The organism is Microbacterium sp. M28, assembly GCF_025836995.1.
In the GTDB taxonomy this organism is placed as follows: Bacteria; Actinomycetota; Actinomycetes; order Actinomycetales; family Microbacteriaceae; genus Microbacterium.
Genome location: NZ_CP107546.1, coordinates 2,866,155 through 2,885,394, shown reverse-complemented (window position 1 = coordinate 2,885,394; position 19,240 = coordinate 2,866,155). Strand labels below are relative to the sequence as shown.

Annotated in this window: 13 protein-coding genes; 11 read left to right on the top strand and 2 right to left on the bottom strand. The window is 69.8% G+C overall.

What is annotated here, in order from left to right; all coding sequences use genetic code 11:
• Window positions 1–65 precede the first annotated feature (65 nt).
• Genes OED01_RS13985 through OED01_RS13935 form a run of 11 tightly spaced genes read left to right on the top strand, consistent with a single transcriptional unit; the run spans window position 66 to window position 17,722 of the window.
• Entirely contained in the window at window positions 66–6,143 is a 6,078-nt protein-coding gene (locus OED01_RS13985) for an Ig-like domain-containing protein (RefSeq protein ID WP_264155892.1), read from the top strand.
• Between the two features lie 47 nt (window positions 6,144–6,190).
• Entirely contained in the window at window positions 6,191–7,162 is a 972-nt protein-coding gene (locus OED01_RS13980) for an AAA family ATPase (protein ID WP_264155891.1), read from the top strand.
• Window positions 7,162–8,424 (top strand): DUF58 domain-containing protein, encoded by a 1,263-nt coding sequence (locus OED01_RS13975; protein WP_264155890.1) that lies wholly within the window; start codon window positions 7,162–7,164, stop codon window positions 8,422–8,424. The genes OED01_RS13980 and OED01_RS13975 overlap by 1 nt, the downstream gene beginning before the upstream one ends.
• On the top strand, window positions 8,421–10,802 hold the full coding sequence (locus OED01_RS13970; protein ID WP_264155889.1) for a transglutaminase domain-containing protein: 2,382 nt from the start codon (window positions 8,421–8,423) through the stop codon (window positions 10,800–10,802). The genes OED01_RS13975 and OED01_RS13970 overlap by 4 nt, the downstream gene beginning before the upstream one ends.
• Window positions 10,799–12,088, top strand: a complete 1,290-nt coding sequence (locus OED01_RS13965) for an RDD family protein (RefSeq protein WP_264155888.1) — start codon at window positions 10,799–10,801, stop codon at window positions 12,086–12,088. Before OED01_RS13970 ends, OED01_RS13965 begins: the two co-directional genes overlap by 4 nt.
• Complete coding sequence (locus tag OED01_RS13960; RefSeq protein ID WP_264155887.1) at window positions 12,085–12,897, top strand: PP2C family protein-serine/threonine phosphatase; 813 nt, start codon at window positions 12,085–12,087, stop codon at window positions 12,895–12,897. The genes OED01_RS13965 and OED01_RS13960 overlap by 4 nt, the downstream gene beginning before the upstream one ends.
• The gene (locus OED01_RS13955) at window positions 12,897–14,243 is read left to right on the top strand and encodes an FHA domain-containing protein (protein ID WP_264155886.1); all 1,347 of its coding nucleotides are present in this window, start codon (window positions 12,897–12,899) and stop codon (window positions 14,241–14,243) included. The genes OED01_RS13960 and OED01_RS13955 overlap by 1 nt, the downstream gene beginning before the upstream one ends.
• The gene (locus tag OED01_RS13950; RefSeq protein WP_264155885.1) at window positions 14,240–15,847 is read left to right on the top strand and encodes a serine/threonine-protein kinase; all 1,608 of its coding nucleotides are present in this window, start codon (window positions 14,240–14,242) and stop codon (window positions 15,845–15,847) included. The genes OED01_RS13955 and OED01_RS13950 overlap by 4 nt, the downstream gene beginning before the upstream one ends.
• Before the next feature lie 14 nt (window positions 15,848–15,861).
• A complete protein-coding gene (locus tag OED01_RS13945) occupies window positions 15,862–16,572 on the top strand; it encodes a hypothetical protein (RefSeq protein WP_264155884.1) in 711 nt (236 codons plus the stop codon).
• 12 nt (window positions 16,573–16,584) lie between these two features.
• Window positions 16,585–17,340, top strand: a complete 756-nt coding sequence (locus OED01_RS13940) for a hypothetical protein (RefSeq protein ID WP_264155883.1) — start codon at window positions 16,585–16,587, stop codon at window positions 17,338–17,340.
• Window positions 17,341–17,374: 34 nt separating this feature from the next.
• Entirely contained in the window at window positions 17,375–17,722 is a 348-nt protein-coding gene (locus OED01_RS13935; RefSeq protein WP_264155882.1) for a hypothetical protein, read from the top strand.
• Between the two features lie 55 nt (window positions 17,723–17,777).
• Here OED01_RS13935 and OED01_RS13930 read toward each other — a convergent pair whose 3' ends face one another.
• Window positions 17,778–18,527: a hypothetical protein gene (locus OED01_RS13930; protein WP_264155881.1), complete on the bottom strand. Its 750-nt coding sequence runs from the start codon at window positions 18,525–18,527 to the stop codon at window positions 17,778–17,780.
• On the bottom strand, window positions 18,511–19,188 hold the full coding sequence (locus tag OED01_RS13925) for a hypothetical protein (RefSeq protein WP_264155880.1): 678 nt from the start codon (window positions 19,186–19,188) through the stop codon (window positions 18,511–18,513). The genes OED01_RS13930 and OED01_RS13925 overlap by 17 nt, the downstream gene beginning before the upstream one ends.
• Window positions 19,189–19,240 lie beyond the last annotated feature (52 nt).

Below are 19,240 nucleotides of genomic sequence, written 5' to 3'. Positions count from 1 at the left end.
CGTCTGCGCGCGCACGATGATCTGTGTTCGGCCGACGGCTCATACTGTCCCGGGGGGAAACGGAAATGAAGGCTCTGAGCTGGGTCCGAGCGCGGCCTAAGGCGCTCGCGTCCGCGGCGGCTGTCACCGCCGGCGTCGTGACGATCACGACCCTCGCACTCGCCTACGACGGCAAGCCCACGACCGAAGTCGACCTCAACGACGGCGGCGTGTGGATCACGAAGTCGTCGAGCCTGATGGTGGGGCACTTCAACAACGAGTCGACGGTGCTCGACGGCGGGCTGCGGACGACAGGCGAGGACTTCGACATCCTCCAGGACGAGTCGACCGTCCTCGTCGTGAACCGCGACGAGTCGACCGTCACCTCCGTCGATCCGGCCCGCGTCGCGCTCGGCGATCCCACCGCCATCCCCGGGGGTGCGCAGATCGCGCTGGGCGAGGACACCGCAGCGATTCTCGAGGGGCAATCGGGCAGCCTCTGGGTACGGCAGGCGAGCCGACTGTCCGGCTTCAAGTTCGCGGGCAGCGATCCGCTCCTCGAACTCGGCAAGGGCGCAGCGGTCACCGTCGGTGTCGACGGCACGGTGTACGCGGTCTCGCCGGAGAAGTCGGCGGTCTACACGATCGGAGTCACTCCACAGGGCGACCCCGAGGAGCCCACTGAAGCCTCCGTCGAAGGGCTCAAGAAGGACAGCACGCCGACCATCACGGCCGTCGGTGACGTCCCGGTCGTGCTCGACCCCGAGCAAGGCGTCGTGATGACACCCGGCGGCTTCCGCACCGAGATCGCGGATGCCGACACCGCCGTTCTGCAGCAGGCATCGCAGGGCACCGAAGCGGTGACGGTCGCGACGGCGACCGACCTGCTGCGTATTCCGCTCGATGGCGGCGAGGTCGAATCTGTCGGCTCCGGCTCGGAGGGCTCGCCCTCGGCGCCCGTGTCCGTGCTCGGCTGCTCGTACGGCGCCTGGAGCGGTTCGGGACTGTTCGTCCGCGACTGCGCGGGGGAGTCCTCCGATCTGAAGGCGCCCATCCCGGACGTGAAGCCGACCGCGAACCTGACCTTCCGCGTGAACCGCGACGTCATCGTGCTCAACGATGTGGTCGGCGGTGCGGCCTGGATCGCGACGGACAGCCTGCAGCAGGTCGACAACTGGAACGACCTCACGCCCCCCGAGGGAGAGACGCAGGAGGAGGAGGACACCACGGAGGAGACCGTGGAGACCTCGCTCCCCGAGCGCAGCCAGCAGAACACCGCCCCGATCGCCGTCGACGATTCGCTCGGCGTGCGGCCAGGCGGCACCACTTTCCTGCCCGTCCTCGACAACGACACGGATGCCGACGGTGATGTGCTGGTGGCCGCGCTGAAGGGCAATCAGCCCTCGATCGGTGAGGTGCAGCCGATCAACAACGGCAGCGCCCTGCAGATCGCGGTGCCGGAGGACGCATCCGGTTCGGTGGGCTTCGAGTACGAGATCGACGATGGTCGCGGTGGCAAGGACACCGGGATGGTGACGGTCGCGGTGCGCGACTGGAGCACGAACGCGGCACCGGAGCCGAAGCGCAAGAGCTCCTTCGCGGTCGAGGCCGGCGGCACGGTGTCCTACAACGTACTGCCCGACTGGATCGACCCCGACGGCGACGACGTCTACCTCAAGGACGTCTCGGCGGCACCGGGCGACGAAGTGGACTTCACGACCGACGGCCAGGTGACGTATCGCGCAATCGCGAGCCCGCCCGGCCGCGTGGAGATCCAGGTCGTCGTCGCCGATGGCTCGGGTGAACTCGCCAACGGCGTCATCCAGGTGGATGTCCGACCCGTCGGGTCGACCCTGCCGAAGACGAACGCCGACCACGTCGTCACCAAAGTCGGTCAGCAGGTCACGGTCGCCCCGCTCGCGAACGACACGAGTTCCAGCCGTGAGCCGCTGCGGCTGAACCGCGTCGACACCCTCGCCGATGCGACGATCGCACCCGACTACCCCAACAAGACGTTCACCTTCGTGTCCCAGAAGCCCGGCGTGTACTACGTCCAGTACTTCGTGACGGCCGGCGTGCCGTCGGCGACGGGGCTCGTGCGCATCGACGTCGAGGAGGGCACAGACGAGGATCTCGCTCCCATCGCCGTCCGCGACGTCGCCCTGCTGCCCACAGGCGGCGAGGTCCTGGTCGGCGTGCTGAACAACGACACCGACCCCGGCGGCGGCATGCTCGTGGTGCAGTCCGTGACGGTCGAACCCGGCAGCGGCGTCTCGGTGTCGGTGCTCAACCACGAGACCCTGCGCATCGGCGATCAGGGGTCGCTCGACGAACAGGTGCGCATCTCATACCGGATCTCCAACGGCACGAAATCCGCCGAGGGTGATGTCGTGGTCATCCCGATCCCGGCGCCGGACAAGCTCCTTCCCCCGATCGCCAACGACGACACGGCCGTGGTCCGTGCCGGCGACGTGGTCAGCATCCCCGTGCTGGACAACGACACGCATCCCAACGACCTTGCGATGCACGTCGAGCCCGAGCTGATCGAGCCGTTCATCGAGCCGGAGGACGGCGAGGCGTTCGTCTCGCAGGACACCGTCCGCTTCCGCGCCGGCCCTGAGGCGAAGACCGTCTACGCGACGTACAACGCGGTGGACGAGAACGGCCAGATCGACGCCGGATACATCACCATCCAGATCCTCGCGGTCGACGAGGAGAAGAACGCCGCACCGCGGCCGCGCGATGTGACCGCCCGCACGATCAGCGGTTCGACCGCGAACATCGCGATCCCGTTGGACGGCATCGATGCCGACGGCGACTCGGTCGAACTCCTCGGGCTCGACTCGAACCCGAAGAAGGGCCGCGTCACGGTCGAACAGAACTATCTCGTCTACGAGGCGTACGAGGACTCCACCGGAGTGGACGCGTTCACCTACAAGGTCCGCGACAACCTCGGCAAGGAGGGCCTGGCCACCGTGCGCGTCGGCATCGCCCCTGGGGAGCAGTCGAATCAGTCGCCTTACGCGGTGAAGGATGCCGTGGTCGTACGCCCCGGCCGCGAGGTCGCGGTGCCGGTCCTGGCGAATGACTCCGACCCGGAGGGCGATGAGGTCGTGCTCGTGGACGGCGGCATCACACTGCCCACGGGCGTCGACGGCCTCGACGCACGGGTCTCGGGTGACCGCGTCCTGGTGCAGGCGCCGGACCGCGCGGTCGAGACATCGTTGCAGTACACGATCGTCGATGAGCGCGGAGCCGAGGCTAAGGCGGTGCTGCAGATCACCGTCGACGAGGATGTCCCGCTGCTCTTTCCCGTCGCGCGGGACGACCGGGTGAAGTCGGAGGACGTCAAGGACGAGTTGACGGTCGACGTCGAAGTGCTCGCGAACGACGAGGACCCGGACGGAACCACCGATTCGCTGGAGCTGACGGCCGAGACCGGCGGTCGCGTGCTCGAGAACGGCAAGGTCCGTGTCACGGTCGGCGACGAGCGTCAGCTGATCCGGTACACGATCACCGACCGCGACGAACAGGCGAACTCGGCGTTCATCTTCGTCCCGGCGCTGAGCGATCTGCGACCGGTCGTGGACTCCACGAAGTCCATCGAAGTGGTCAGCGGCGAGACCGTCGTCGTCCCGCTCGACGACTACGTCACGGTCGCCGGCGGCGGATCGGTCGTGATCACCGAGGCGGAGAAGGTCGCCGCGGCGCACGCCAACGGCGACGACCTGATCCAGGACGAGCGCACGCTGGTCTACACCTCAGCGCAGGGGTACTTCGGCGCGGACGCCCTGAACTTCGAGGTCACGGACGGTACAGGCCCCGATGACCCCGAGGGGCGCAAGGCGACGCTCTCGATTCCGATCACGGTGCTTCCGCCGGACAACCAGCAGCCGACGTTCCTGCGCGGTGAGATGAACGTCGCTCCGGGCGAGAAGGCGGCCGAGATCGATCTCGCCGAGCTCACTGACGACCCCGACCCCAAGGACAAGCACACCTTCGCGTACGTCAGCGGCACCACCGACGGACTGAGCGCGCGCATCGACGGGTCGAAGCTGCTCGTGGAGGCCTCGTCGAACACGCCGAAGGGCACGGCGGCGACGCTGACCGTCCGGATCTCCGACGGCGAGACGGACCCCATCGAGGGTGCCGTCAACGTCCGGGTCACCGCATCCACGCGGGAGCTGCCGACGGCGAACACCGACACGTTCCCCGAGTCGAACCAGGGCGAGACCATCACGGTCCCCGTACTCCAGAACGACTTCAACCCGTTCGCGGGCGAGGGCGACCTGAAGCTGCTCTCCGTCCAGACGGAGAGCGGATCGGGAACGGCGAAGGTCGTGGGCGACCAGGTCGAGGTGACGCCGGACGCGAAGTTCGTCGGCAGTCTCGTGATCCGATACCGGATCGGCGACATCACGGAGGATCCGGATCGCGAGGTCGACGGACAGATCGTCCTCACCGTGCAGGGCAAGCCGGATGCTCCCGGTGTCCCCACGGTGTCGAGCGTTCAGGACCGCACGGTCGTGCTGTCGTGGTCGCCGCCGGCGAACAACGGCGCGCAGATCACCGGATACACGGTGCGCTCGGTGCAGGGCGACTCCTACACCAAGCAGTGCTCGTCGACGACGTGCACCCTGGACGGGCTGACGAACAACGTCAAGTACCTCTTCCAGGTGACGGCCACGAACCGCGTGGGCGAGTCCGAGGCATCGCCGTCGTCCGCAGAGGCGCGCCCCGACGCACGGCCGGACACACCGGCGGCTCCCACCCTGACCTTCGGCGACAAGCAGCTGAAGATCGATTGGGAGACCCCGACGACGCCCGGATCCCCGGTGCAGTACTACACGCTGGAGCTCTCCGGCGGCGTGGGCGCCGGGCAGAAGACCAACATCACCGGCAACAGCTATACGTGGACGGGTCTGGAGAACGGATCGTCGTACACGGTGCGTGTCCAGGCGCACAATCTCGCCCCCGAGCCGTCGAGCTGGAGCGGAAGCTCCCTGCCGGAGGTTCCGGCAGGGCCCCCGCTGGCGCCCGCCGCGCCGACGACCTCTGAAATGGCGCCGGTCGGCGACCGCGCCCAGATGAACGTCGTCTGGAACCCGCCGAACGACAACGGCGACTCGATCGACGGATACCAGCTCGACGTGATGCAGGGTTCGAGCGTCGTCAACACGATCGCGGTCGGTGCAGGCAAGACTTCGCAGGCCGTGGTCGTCGACACGTCGACGACCGCGTACACCTACAGGGTGCGGGCCGAGAACAAGGCGGGCTGGGGTGCGAACAGCCCGGCGTCCGAACCACGTCGTGGCGTGATCAAGCCCGCCACCCCGCCCCGCCCATCCGCGGATGCTGGCGACGGGAGGGTCACTCTCTCGGGTTACCAGCTCTCTCAGTCGCAGCTCAACGGTGCATCGACCGGCGAGACGAGCTACCAGTTCAACCTCAACAAGGGCGGCGGCTGGCAGAGCAACTGGGACGGTAAGACCATCTCGGGGCTCAACAACGGCACGTCGTACTCGGTGAGCGTCCGCGCGGTCGCGACGGTCGACGGCAAGCAGTACATCTCTGACGGCTCGGCGGCATCGAATGCCGTGACGCCGTATGGCATCCCGCCCAGACCGAATGTGTCCGCGACGAACAATGGTCAATCGATCACGTTCTCGTGGAGCGGGAACGGCAACAATGGTGCCGCTCTCGATCAAGCGCGCGTCAGCGTGAACGGCGGCGGCTGGCAGCCGGTTGCCGTGAATGGCTCGACGACAGTCGGTAACGGGTACAACCAGACACACTCGATCCGTGTCCAGGTGCACAACGCGGCCGGCTGGTCCGGCGATGGCACCGCGTCGCGGTCCACCAGCGCCCCGCCGCAGCCCAAGGTGTGGGTCACACAGGGCGCCGCTGCCGGCAGCTGTGTGAACGGGTGCCGTCAGTTCGTCGTGAACTTCGAGAACCTGAATATCGGCGCCTACGACGTCAGGTGCTACTCCAGCATGTATCCCGGCGGCGTGAGCAACTACAACTATCGCGTGAACTTCAACGGAAACGGGGCCCAGCAGATCGGCTGCTGGACCGGCCGTGATGGGCAGGATGTGTGGGTCGACATCCTGGGCTGGGGTGGCGGCGTCGACACGCAGAAGCACTTCTGGCCGAGACCGTAGCCGCGCGCCGTCAGACATTTCGAGTCGAGAGAAAGACATACACAGACATGACGATGACCCCCGAACAGGCGGCCTGGTTCCAGGGCACCTTCCACCGCCTCGTCGACAACATCGACAAGGCGCTGCAGGGCAAGCGCGAGATCGTGAGCCTCGTGCTCGCGTCGATGCTGGCCGAGGGCCATGTGCTCCTCGAGGATGCCCCGGGAACGGGCAAGACCAGCCTCGCCAAGGCGCTCGCCGCGACGGTCCAGGGCACCAGCGCGCGCATCCAGTTCACGCCCGATCTGCTGCCCTCCGACGTCACGGGCGTCACGATCTACGACCAGCAGGCGCACCGCTTCGAGTTCCACAAGGGCCCGATCTTCGCCTCGATCGTGCTCGCGGACGAGATCAACCGCGCCTCGCCGAAGACGCAGTCCGCGCTTCTCGAGGTCATGGAGGAGTCGCGCGTCACGGTCGACGGCGTCACGCACGAGGCGGGGCGACCGTTCCTCGTGATCGCGACCCAGAACCCCGTCGAGCAGGCCGGCACGTACAAGCTCCCCGAGGCGCAGCTGGACCGCTTCCTCATCAAGACGTCGATCGGCTATCCCGATCTCGCCGTCACCGAGAGCATCCTGGCCGGGGCATCCGACCGCAACCCGTCCGCGAGCCTGTCGGCGATCATCACGACCAGCGCCGTGGCCGACATGGCGGATCTCGCCGCGACGGCTCACGTCGAGCCGGCCGTGCTGCGCTACGTCGCCGAGCTCACCGAGGCGACGCGCGCCGACAACAGCATCCGGCTGGGCGTCTCCGTGCGCGGTGCGATCGCCATGGTGCGCATCGCGAAGGTGTGGGCCGCGGCCCACGGCCGCCACTACGTGCTCCCCGACGACATCAAGGAGCTCGCGCACGCCGTCTGGCAGCACCGCCTGCTGCTGGATGCCGAGGCCGAGTTCGCGGGCACGACCGGCGACGCCGTGATCACCCGCGCGCTCGAGACCGTCGCAGCGCCGCAGGCGCGAACGGCGGCGTGATGACGTCGGAGGCACCCCCTGTCGCGCTCGCGGCGACCGCACGCGACGCCGGCTGGCGGGATGTCGCGGCGCTCGTCGGCGCCCGCGTCTGGGCGCGTCTCCGACTGATCCTGTCCGCCATCCGTCCGCTCGCCTGGGTCCTGATCGGCCTCGCGCTGGGGCTCTGGATCGTCGGGCAGTCGCTCGGATGGTGGGAGCTCGCCGTCGCCGCGGTGATCATCGCGGTCACGGTCGTGGTGTGCGCCCTCTTCCTGATCGGACGCACGGAGTACGACGTGGCGCTCGACCTGGCCCGAACGAGAGTGGTCGTCGGTGAGCGTGCCGTCGGTGCCCTGACCCTCAGGAACAACAGCGAACGCGCCATCCTCCCCTCCCGCGTCGTCCTCCCGGTCGGGTCGGGACGCGGCGAGTTCGGCATCCAGCGCCTCGCGCCGGGGGAGCAGGCGGAGGAGCTGTTCGCGATCCCGACGCAGAAGCGCAGCGTTGTCAAGGTCGGGCCGGTCAGTGTCGTCCGCGGCGACCCGCTGGGTCTGTTCGAGCGCGCGCATCGCCGCGACCAGCCGGTCGATCTGTACGTGCACCCGAAGACGGTGCTCTTCGACGGGCAGTCGCTCGGCTTCCTCCGCGATCTCGAGGGGATGCCTGCGGCCGATCTCTCCCGCGACGACGTGTCCTTCCACGCCCTGCTGGAGTACCAGCCGGGCGACGACCTGCGGCACGTGCACTGGCGTTCGACGGCCCGCACCGGCGTCATGATGGTGCGCCAGTTCGAGGAGACGCGCCGCTCGCACTTCGTGATCGGCCTCTCCCGCAACACCGCGGAGTACGCCGAGGACGAGGAGTTCGAGCGCGCCATCTCGATGGCGGGTTCCATCGGCCTGCGGGCGCTGCGCGACTCGCAGCGCGTCGACCTGCGCGTGCAGGGCCGGGACCTCCCTGCGGGAACCGGCAAGCGGCTGCTCGACTCCCTCTCGACCGTCGAACCGTCCAAGCCCAAGGACGGCGGCATCACCGAACTCGCGGGCGTTCTCGCCGCAACCATGGCACTCGCGAGCTTCGTCGTGCTCGTCACCGGCTCCAAGACCCGCAGCGAAGACCTGCGCGCGGCGTGCTCGCGCGTCCCGTTCGGTGCCCGTGCGCTGGCGATCGTCGTCGACCTGACGGTCGAGAACCCGACGCTGCGTCGGATCGGCGACGCGGACGTCGTGACGGTCGCCGCACTCGACCAGCTGCCCATCGCCCTGCAGAAGGTGCTCGCATGACCTCCTCGGCCCCGATCAGCCCGCGGCGCTGGGCTGTCGATCTCGGCGCGTCCGCGCTGCTGCTCGGCGTCGCCGTCATCGGCTTCTGGCCGACGTTCGCCGGCCCCAGCTACCTCTTCGCCGCGATCGGCGCCGTCCTGCTGGGCCTCGGCATCGCCGCGGTCAGCGCATGGCGGCGCTGGGGCATCCTCATCATCGCGGGGCTCACGCTCGCGGTGTACTTCGTGTTCGGCGGAGCGCTCGCCCTGCCGTACACGACGATCGCCGGCTTCATCCCGACGCTCGAGACCCTCCAGGCCCTGGCGATCGGGATGATCACGTCCTGGAAGCAGCTGCTGACGACGGTCGCCCCCGTCGCGGCATCCGACGGACACCTCATCGTGCCGTTCCTGCTCCTGCTCGTCGCCAGCGTGCTGACCGCATCCCTCGCTCTCCGCCTGCACAACGTGGGCTGGGCGCTGATACCGGCCGGCGCTGCGGTGATGTTCGGCATCGCCCTCGGTGTTCCCTCGCCGGCGGCGCCGATCGTGCAGGGCACGATCTTCGCGCTCGTGAGCGCCGGCTGGCTCGCGCTGCGCCAGATCTGGGCCCCCCAGAACGCGGCCGTGTCCGTCGGCGAAGTGGACCCCGCGCGCGCCTCGCACATGCGGTGGCGTCGGATCGGCGCCGGTGCGGCCGTGCTCGTGGTGGCGACAGCGGCCGGCGTCGCGACGAGCGCCGTCGCCGAGCCGCAGCAGCCCAGGCACGTCTTCCGCGACACGATCATCCCGCCGTTCGACATCCGCGACTATCCCAGTCCGCTCCAGTCCTATCGGAAGATCGTCCGCGACGATCTGGAGGACACGCTCTTCACCGTCAAGGGACTGCCGGAGGGGTCGCGCATCCGCCTGGCCGCCATGGATGACTTCAACGGTCAGGTCTACAACGTCTCGGACGCCGGCAACGGGTCGTCCGGCGCCTTCACCCCGTTGCGCGGGAACATGTCGGTCGACGCCGAGGGCGACAGGGCGACGCTGCAGGTCGAGGTCGGCGAGTACGACGACGTCTGGATCCCCACCGCAGGGCAGGTGAACGAGCTGTTCTTCACGGGCGACCGCGCGGAGGATCTGCGCCGGTCGACCTACTACAACGAGTCCAGCGGCACAGCCATCAGCACGATCCCGCTCGCGGACGGCGACACGTACACGCTCGAGACGACGCTGCCGGTCGAGCGAGACGACGACAGCCTGGCTGAGGCGGAGTTCGGCTCCGTGTCGATGCCCAAGCAGAGCAACGTGCCGGAAGAGCTGGCTGGGCTGGCGGCCGAGCAGACCGAGAAGGCGAAGACGCCGATCGAGAAGGTCGCCGCGTTGGAGATCTTCCTCTCCGAGGGCGGGTTCTTCAGCCACGGTCTGCAGGGCGAAGTCATATCCCGCGCCGGTCACACGTCCGAGCGCATCTCGGCGCTGATCGGCGGCGACCAGATGATCGGCGACGACGAGCAGTACGCCGTCGCCATGACGCTGCTCGCGCGCGAGCTCGACATCCCCGCTCGCGTCGTCATGGGCTTCTACCCCGACGAGGACGACGCCGCGAAGGCGAGCTTCGCCGCCTCGGGTGACGACGTGCACGCGTGGGTCGAGGTCAACTTCGCCGGTCACGGCTGGGTGGCGTTCGACCCCACTCCGCCCGAGGACCAGGTCCCGAACGACCAGAACACGAAGCCGCGTGCCGACCCGAAGCCGCAGGTGCTGCAGCCGCCGCCTCCGCCGCAGGAGCCGGTCGATCTGCCCCCGACGCTGCCGGACGACCGGGAGGCCGAGGAGGACGACTTCAACCTCGCGGGTCTGATCGGTGCGATCCTCGTGATCGGCGGCATCTCGCTCGGCGTCATCGCGCTGCTCGCCTCCCCGTTCATCGTGATCGGCGCCTGGAAGGCGGCTCGGCGCCGGTCGCGTCGTGCGGCCGAGCGCGCCAGCGACCGGATCAGCGGCGGCTGGGACGAGCTGGCCGACCGCGCCGTCGACTACGGGGCGCGGATCACGCCCGGCGCGACGCGCGCGGAAGAGGCGGGGCAGGTCGTCGAGACCATCGCGGTGCCCGCTGTCACCGTGCTCGCGCAGCGCGCGGATGCCGAGGTTTTCGGGCCGAACGATCCGACGCCGGAACAGGTGGACGCGTTCTGGCAGGAGGTCGACCAGATCGTGCTCGGCCTCGGCAAGGACGCCGGATTCTTCACGCGCCTGAAGGCGCGCCTGAGCCTGCGCTCCCTGCTCAAGGATTCGACGGTCACGTCGCGTCTGCAGGGCCTGAAGGATGCCGCGACCGCGCGCGTCCGGCGAGAACCTGGCACCATCGACAAGAACAGTCCACCCGCATCCGAGAGCGAGAGCGCATGACGATCCTTCCCTTCGGGCAGATCGCCCCGACCTCACGTCGTGCCGTCGCGTACGTCATCGACGCGCTGATCGCCGCCGGCATCGGCATCGTGCTCAGCGGCATCCTGGTCACGATCGCCGTCGCCACGGGCTCACCGGAGGGCCTCCTCGTCGTGCTCGCAATCGGCGTGCCGGTCGTGGTCGCCCTGGAACTCGCCTGGCTGGTGGTGTACACCTTCATGCAGTCCGGCACCGGCTCCATCGGCATGCGCGCCCAGGGCGTCCGGCTGGTGGACGCTGCGAACGGTGAATCGATCGGCTTCTGGCGCGCGCTGCTGCGCAACGTCGTCTTCGGTCTCGCGGCCTCGATCGTGGTCGGCTACTTCACCCCGCTGTTCGACGGATCGGGACGCTTCCAGGGCTGGCACGACAAAGTGGCGAAGTCCGTCGTGATCGACGCGCGTGCTGCCGCCCCGGCCGCTCCGCCCACCCAGGCGATGCCGGTCGCGCAGCCGTTCGCACAGAGTCAGAACAGGCAGCAGCCACCCACGCCAGGAGCTCCGGTGCGGCCACCGCTCCCGAACGCGCCGGTCGCCGGGTCCGCGCCGTCCGCATCGCCGTTCGTGCCACCCGCACAGCCCGCCGCTCCGGCGCAGCCCGTGCCGCCGACACCAGGGCCGGCCATCGCGACGCCGGCACCGGCCAACCCGACGAGCGACCCGCTCATCGCGTTCGTACCGGGAATCACGCAGGATGCGCCTCCCGTGCGCCCCGAGCAGCCCGTTCCTGCCGTCCAGCCGACACCTCCCGCTCCGGAGGCTCCGGTAGCGCCTGCAGCCCCCGCAGCGCCGATCGCGCCTGTCGCCGCCGCCATCCCGCCTGCACCGGCGGCGCCGGTCTCCGCACCGGCTCCCGTCGTCACGCCGTCCGCACCGGATGACCTCGACGACGAGGACATCGAGAGCACACGCATCAGCATCCCGGGGCACCGGCTCGTCTTCACCTGGGATGACGGCACCAAGGTCTCGGTGTCGCGTCGTACCGTCTTCGGGCGCAACCCCTCCGACGAGGACGGCGCCGTCGTCGCACCGGTGCGGGATGAGACGCTCTCGCTGTCCAAGACCCACTTCGAGGCGGCGGCCGAGGCCGCCGGCGGCTGGGTGCGCGACCTGCACTCGACCAACGGCCTGACGATCGTCCGCGACGGCCGTCGGTTGTCCTGCCCGCCGGGCGAGCGCGTGCCGATCCGACTCGGCGACGCCATCGAGATCGGCGACCGCATCGTGACGATCGGCGGGTACGCGTGAGCGCATCGCTCGTCGTGTCGGCCGGGGCCTCCAGCCACACCGGCCGCCGCCGCTCCTTGAACGAGGACGCCTATCTCGCGAGCGCCCCGGTGTTCCTCGTCGCCGACGGCATGGGCGGTCATGAGGCGGGCGAACGGGCCAGCGCCGCGGTCGTGGACGCGTTCTCGCCGCTGATCGGGCGCCCGGCGCTCGTGCTGGACGACGTCCGGAGGGCGCTCGGCGACGCGAAGGATGCCGTCGAGGCGCTGTCCTCCGAATCCACGGGTCGCGCAGGAACGACGCTCAGCGGTGTCGTGCTCGCGGCGGTCGACGGCATGGGCTATTGGCTCGTGCTGAACATCGGCGACTCGCGCACGTATCGCCTCGCGGATGGCGAGCTCGAGCAGATCACGGTCGACCACTCCGTCGTCCAGGAGCTCATCGAGGCCGGGGAATTGACCGTCGAGGAATCCGCGACCGATCACCGCCGCAACATCATCACGCGGGCGATCGGGGCGGGCAGCACGGGCGACGCCGACTACTGGATGTTCCCCGCAGAGCTCGGCGACCGCATCCTGATCTGCTCGGACGGACTGTCGTCCGAGATCTCCGACGACGACATCCGCGAGATCGTCTTCGTCGAATCCGATCCGCAGCGCGCCGCCGACGTGCTGGTCTCCAGGGCAGTGAGCGCCGGCGGCAGAGACAACGTCACGGCCGTGGTCGTCGACGCCGTGCTGGTCGCGTCCCGGCCCGGATCCCCGGTCGCCGCCGATGAACCCGATGTCGCGGACACGCGTCCGCGCGAATCCGCAGGAGGTATGCGCTGATGCGTACGAGCTATCGCCCAGGACAGTGGAACGCCATCGTGGGCACGACCGCCATCGTCGTCCTTCCAGCGCAGACGGACGCCGCCCTGATCGCCGAGGTGTGGGGGGTCATCGGTGACGATGCGGACCTCGGGGCGATCGTCGACCGCATCACTGCGGGCTCCGGAGGGTCCTTCGCCGACCTTCCCGAGTTCGCCGCCGTGACGTTCGCCGGCGACACGGCGCGCATCGCGGTACGCGGTGCACCCGAGATCGTCGTGGTCGCGTCCACCGGCGAGGAGCGCATCGACGGCCGAGAGGTGACGACCTGGAGCGAACGTCTGGTCCGCGGTGCCAGCCGCCTCGACGTCGTGCTGGCCGAGGGGGAGACGACCGAGCTGCCGCTCGTCGCCGGCGTCGTCCGGGTGGCGGCACTGGCCGCGCAGATCGGCGAGGCCGACATCGTCGCCCCGGTTCTCGCGCGCACCGCGCAGCAGGCCGATGAGGCTGCGCCCGTCGTCGCGGCACCCGCGGATGCCGAACCGATCGTGCCGTCTTTGCGTCGCCTGTCGCCCGCCGCAGGCAGCGCACCGGCCCCGATGTTCGCGCCTGCCCCACCGCCCGCTGCCGCGCCCCCGGTGGCGGTCCCGAGTGCATCGGCCCCGAGCATTCCCGAAGAACCGGCGCCCGAAGCGCCGCAGACCGAGCCCGACGAGTCGGCGCCGGCAGAGCCCGAGCCCACAGCATCCGAGCCGGACGTCTCCGAGTCGAACGCACCCGCCGACAGCGTCGACACGCTCATGCCGGAGGACGTCGCCTCGGCGTCGGACATCGACGAGTTCGACCTGCTCTGGGGCGAGACCGTGCACAAGCCGATCGACCGGCCGGCTGCCACCACGGCACCCGTCGACGGCGATCACGACGGCGCGACGATCTCCGTCGCCGAGGCCAGGGCGATGCGCGGGCAGGAGGCACCCGTGTCACCGGATGCTCCGACCATGGCGCTCCCTGTCACGTCGGCCAGCTCCACCGGACGGATCGTGCTGTCCACGGGACAGACCGCCGAACTGGATCGCACCGTCATCATCGGCCGGCGTCCCCGGTCCACCAGGGCATCCGGAGCGAGCCTGCCGCACCTGATCGCGGTCGAGAGCCCGCAGCAGGACATCTCCCGCAGCCACCTCGAGATCCGGCCGGAGCAGGACACGGTCGTCGCGATCGACCTGCACACCACGAACGGCTCGACGCTGCTGCGCCCCGGTGCAGACCCCGTCCGCCTGCACCCGGGTGAGCAGACGCTCGTGCTCAGCGGCGACGTGATCGACCTGGGCGACGGCGTCAGGGTCACCTTCGAGGACCTGCCGTGAGCAGACGCCCCTCGCCGCCTCCCGAGCTGCCGGGATTCAGCTATCTGGAGCCGCTCGGCACGGGCGGGTTCGCCGACGTCTTCCTCTACGAGCAGCAGATGCCGCGGCGCCGCGTCGCGGTCAAGGTGCTGCTCGCCGACCGCATCGCGAGCGCATCGGTGCAGGAGTTCGCGGACGAGGCGAACGTCATGGCGATGCTGTCCACGCATCCGGCCATCGTCACGATCTATCAGGCGGGTGTCGCCGGCGACGGTCGGCCGTACCTGGTCATGGAGTACTGCCCGCGGCCGAACCTGCAGATGCGGTCGCGGAAGGAGCCGTTCTCCGTGGCCGAGGCGCTGCGGGTCGGCATCCAGGTCGCGGGTGCCGTCGAGACCGCGCACCGGGCCGGCGTGCTGCACCGCGACATCAAACCGGCGAACATCCTCGTCACCGAATACAACCGGCCTGCACTGACCGACTTCGGCATCGCGTCCACGACAGGCGCGGTGAGCGAGGCGACGGGCATGTCGATCCCGTGGTCGCCGCCGGAATCGTTCGCCGATCCGCCGCAGAGCGGCCTGCGCTCGGACGTGTACGCGCTCGGCGCGACGCTCTACACGCTGCTCAGCGGCCGTTCGCCCTTCGAACGCCAGGGTGAGCGCAATACCGGCGCCGATCTCATGGAACGGATCGAGCGCGCACCGCTGCCCCCGTTGAGCCGGGCCGATGTGCCTGGAAGCCTGCAGCGGGTGCTCGAGCGGTCGATGGCGAAGAAGCAGGACGAGCGCTACCCCAGCGCGGTGGCGTTCGCCAGGGCGCTGCAGAAGGTGCAGATCGAACTGGCGCACTCGGTCACTCCGATCGACATCGTCGACGAGCATCCGGTCGCGGAGGCCGAGGAGGACGACGGCGACGGCCTGACGCGGGTCCGCGGGGTCGTCAGCATCGAACCGGATGCCGGGCACACGCGACCCTCGGCCACGACGCGCCCCTCATTCGGGCCGGCGGGGCCGATGTTCGTCGCTCAGTCCTCGGCGCCCGATTCCGTCGACGAGACCGTCCGCCGTGCGGATCCCTCGTCGGAGCCCGATGACGACCGGACGATGCTGCGCGGACCGCAGGTCGTACCCGCGCACGCGACGCCGCCGCAGCTCGCGACGACCCCGTCGGCACCGCAGACGACGGAAGCACCCGCTTCGCCGCGATCGAGACGCGGTCTGTGGATCGGGTTGGGCAGCGCGGCCGCCGTGCTGGCGATCGTCGGCGGGGTCATCGGACTCAACGCGGTCGTCGCCCAGCTCAACACCCAGCCTGATCCTCAGGAGACCGCGGTCGAGGAGAAGCCGCAGGAGGTCATCCCGACCGCCGTGCCGACCGTCACCGAACTGGCCGGCACCCGCGCCGGCGGCGACGTCACCTTCACCTGGACGAATCCCGCGCCGGACGACGGCGACGGATACATCGTGATGCAGGTCTCGCTCAGCGGTGAATCCGACCCGGTCACCACCGAGGAGACCACCTTCACGATCCAGAACGCACCGGCCGGCGAGGTGTGCGTTGACGTGCTGCTGCGACGCAGCAACGGACAGGCGTCGCAGCCCGCCAGGGGGTGCGTGACGTGAATTCGGTCGGAACGGTGACCGTGGAGTTCTCCGGCGAGTACTTCACCGTGACGACGGGGGGTCGTTTCACGGTCGGACGCGAGGGAGACCTCGCGATCGACGACAACCTGTTCCTGCACCGCCACTTCCTCGAGATCGCGGAATCGGGCGGGTTCTGGTGGCTGTCGAACATCGGCACTCGGCTCACGGCGACGGTCACGGATGCCGCGGGCGGTGTGCAGGCGTGGCTCTCGCCGGGGGCCCGGTTGCCGCTCGTGTTCGAGCGCACCACCGTCGTCTTCAGCGCCGGCCCCACGACCTACGAGCTGATCGTGCACGCCACGCAGCCGGCGTTCCGTCCCACTCGACGCGAGGACACGAACGGTGAATCCACCATCGGGGACGTTCCGCTGACGGCCAGCCAGCGGCTGCTCATCCTCGCCCTCGCCGAGCCGCAGCTGCTCCGCGACGGTACGGGCATGAGCGGGCTGCCGACCTCGGCGAAGGCGGCCGAGCGCCTGGGGTGGACCGTGACCCGGTTCAACCGCAAGCTCGACAACGTGTGCGACAAGCTGGACCGCATCGGCGTGCCGGGGATGCGGGGCGGGCAGCGGGCCTTCGCCACGAACCGGCGCGCGCGTCTGGTCGAGTATGCGATCGCGACGCGGCTCGTGACCAAGCAGGACCTCGCGCTGCTCGATGCGCCGAGCGTCGCGGACGAGGATGAAGATGTCGAACGACCCTAGGAGTATGGCCGAATGTCCGATCTGAGCCCCATCGGCCTGTCCCGCACGCACGAGGAGGAGTGGCGGGAGTTCTTCCGCACCGGCCGCGTCTTCACAGCCCCGGTCGACCGTGAACGGCTGCAGCACCGCATGAACGTCAACACCACAGTGCTCGCGGTCACAGGCGTCATCGTCGCGCTCGTCGCGGTCGGAGCGGTCGTCGCCGCGATCACGGACTTCGGTCGGATCGCGACCTACATCCTGTTGATCCTGCTCATCGTGGCCGCCGGCTTCGTGTTCCTCAAGTTCTGGTTCACCCGTCGTCGCCTGCGCGCCGGACTCGCCTCCGCCGACGACTACCTCGTCGTCTCCGCCGAGGGCATCCGCTTCGCCGGACACGTCGATCTGCCCTGGACGATCGTGTTCGGCGGCATCGGCACAGACATGCGCGGTCTGTCCGGCAACCGCCCGGCCGCGCGCATCTCCCGTGCGGCCGGAGTCGCGGAGGCGGAGTTCGTGCTCGGCGTCCACGGCATCCGTGCGATCCGGGATACGGCGCCGAAGGACCTCCACGGCGTCTTCGAGGTCATGGCGCATCATGGCGGCATCCGCATCCCACTGGACAACGTCGTCGCGCCCGAATTCGTGCGATCCTCCCTCGCGGCGATCAGCATTTCGGGACACCTCGCCGGTGTCCGCGCCGACGTCTCGACGGAGCGCGACGTCGTGTTCAAGGCGACCATGGCCGTCCTCGGAGAGCCCGAGAAGTTCGAATCGGCCATGCCGTGACCCCGGTCGCGCATACCGAGATGATGGAGGAGTGATGGCAGATATCCGAGCGCAGCGCTGCGGCGACCTCGCCGACCCCGTGAGCAGGCTCACGGTCGCGGTCGTCACCTGCAACGAGCACAGCCCGCAGAGCCTGACCGACGTGATCGACGCGGCGAAGTCGGTGCTCGCGATCGCCGAGCTCGGCTCCGCAGGCGTCGACGACGCCGACTACATCGCGTGGGCGTCCGGTGCCCCGGCCACGCTCGAGCGGATGATCGAGGCCGCCGAGGCGAAGGACACCCGCGCCGTGTGGGCGGCGTTCTCGCACCCGGAGTTCGGGCTGCATCGTCTCGGCGCGGCGTGCGCCGGGCTGCCGCGCTGGGCGGCTCCTGGGGCCTGACCGCTGGCCGGCAGCAGGCCGGGCCGGCGGCCGACCGCGTGAGCAGTCGGGCGCTTCAGCAGCCGGCCGGGTCGCCGAGGTCGGGCATCTCGATCTCCTCGCCCCATCCGGCGAACGCGATATCGAGGGTGCCCGCGGGGTCGGCCCTGGTCAGCGAGAGCGGCAACGGAGCGCCGACCGCGTGCAGGTGAAGGGCGCCGAGCGTGCCCTCGGGCCCCAGGAGCAGGTCGACCTCGCCATCGGCGGGCTGGCCGAGCGCCACCGCATCCGCGGTCAGAGCGGAGACGGTCTGCAGGGGATGCAGCAACGGACCCCATTGCGTGACGGCGGGGGAGTCGTCGGCGACGCAGGAGTACACGTCGGCCGGCAGCGCCCATGCCGCCGCCGTCGTCGCTGACGGACGCACATACGACCGGCCGTCGTCGACCACCACGACGGTCTCCCCGCCGCCCATGTCGAACCGCGCGACCGTCTGACTGTTCGACCCGTGCACCGCGAGTCGGATGCTGCGGCCGCGCGCATCGGAGAACGTGCCGGACATCGCCACGGGGCCGGCGCCACGGATGGCGGAGAGAACGACCGCACGCGCGCTCGGGCCGTCGAGCAGATCGATGCCGTTTCCGGACTCGGGATCCCATGCCTCGAGATCGAGGTGCTCCGGCGTCGGCACGGGCGTCGGGGTCGCGGGCCCGCCGGAGGGAGCCCCGGTCGCCGCAGGTGCGCTGCTCGACGAGGAGCAGCCGGTCACCAGCAGGCCGACCGTCAGGACGATCGCGGCCAGGCGCAGATCACTCGGCCGCGGCATCCGCCACGCACTCCGATGCCGCGCCCTGTGCGTCCAGCGTGCCTCGGTCGAGGCCGACCTCGGCCTTCTCGTTGTCCTTCGCCGGCCGAACGACCACGCAGGAGCCGTCGTCGATGAGCCCTGCCGCACGGGGGATCCACGCCTGGGTCCCGGTGACCAACTGGGAGACGTCCACCTCGGGTCCGGAGGGGCCATCGACCACTATCACCTGGTACGGCACGTCAGGCCCGGTCCACGCGACGCGCACGGCGTTCTCGGTGACTTCGAGAGCCAGATCGGATGCCGCCGGCTTCGCCGAGAAGCCGCCCAGCACCAGGAAGACCACGAACGCGATCAGCGCGAGCACCGTGGTCCCGATGGAGATCAGGAAGGCGGGATGCCGCCACAGCGGCCGCCGCGAGTCGGGGGCGTCCTCGAGCTCGGGGAGCACATCGCCCGACGTTTCGAGCGTGCGGATCGTGCCGTGCACGGCCTGCAGGCTGGGGCGGGCGGTGTCCCAGCCGAGCTGGCCGTCCGGTGCTCCGGCGGGGGCCGTCTGCGTCCGAACCCAGGGCACCGGTGCCGCCGTGATCATGCCGCCATCCGGCTCGGATGCCGTGACGACGCCCGCCTCGACACGTGCGTCGGCGCGGCGGCGACGGGTGGGCGGGATGTCGTTCATGGGGGCGCGGTGGATTCTCTCTCGGAGGCTGGCGCGTCTATCCTAGTCTTGG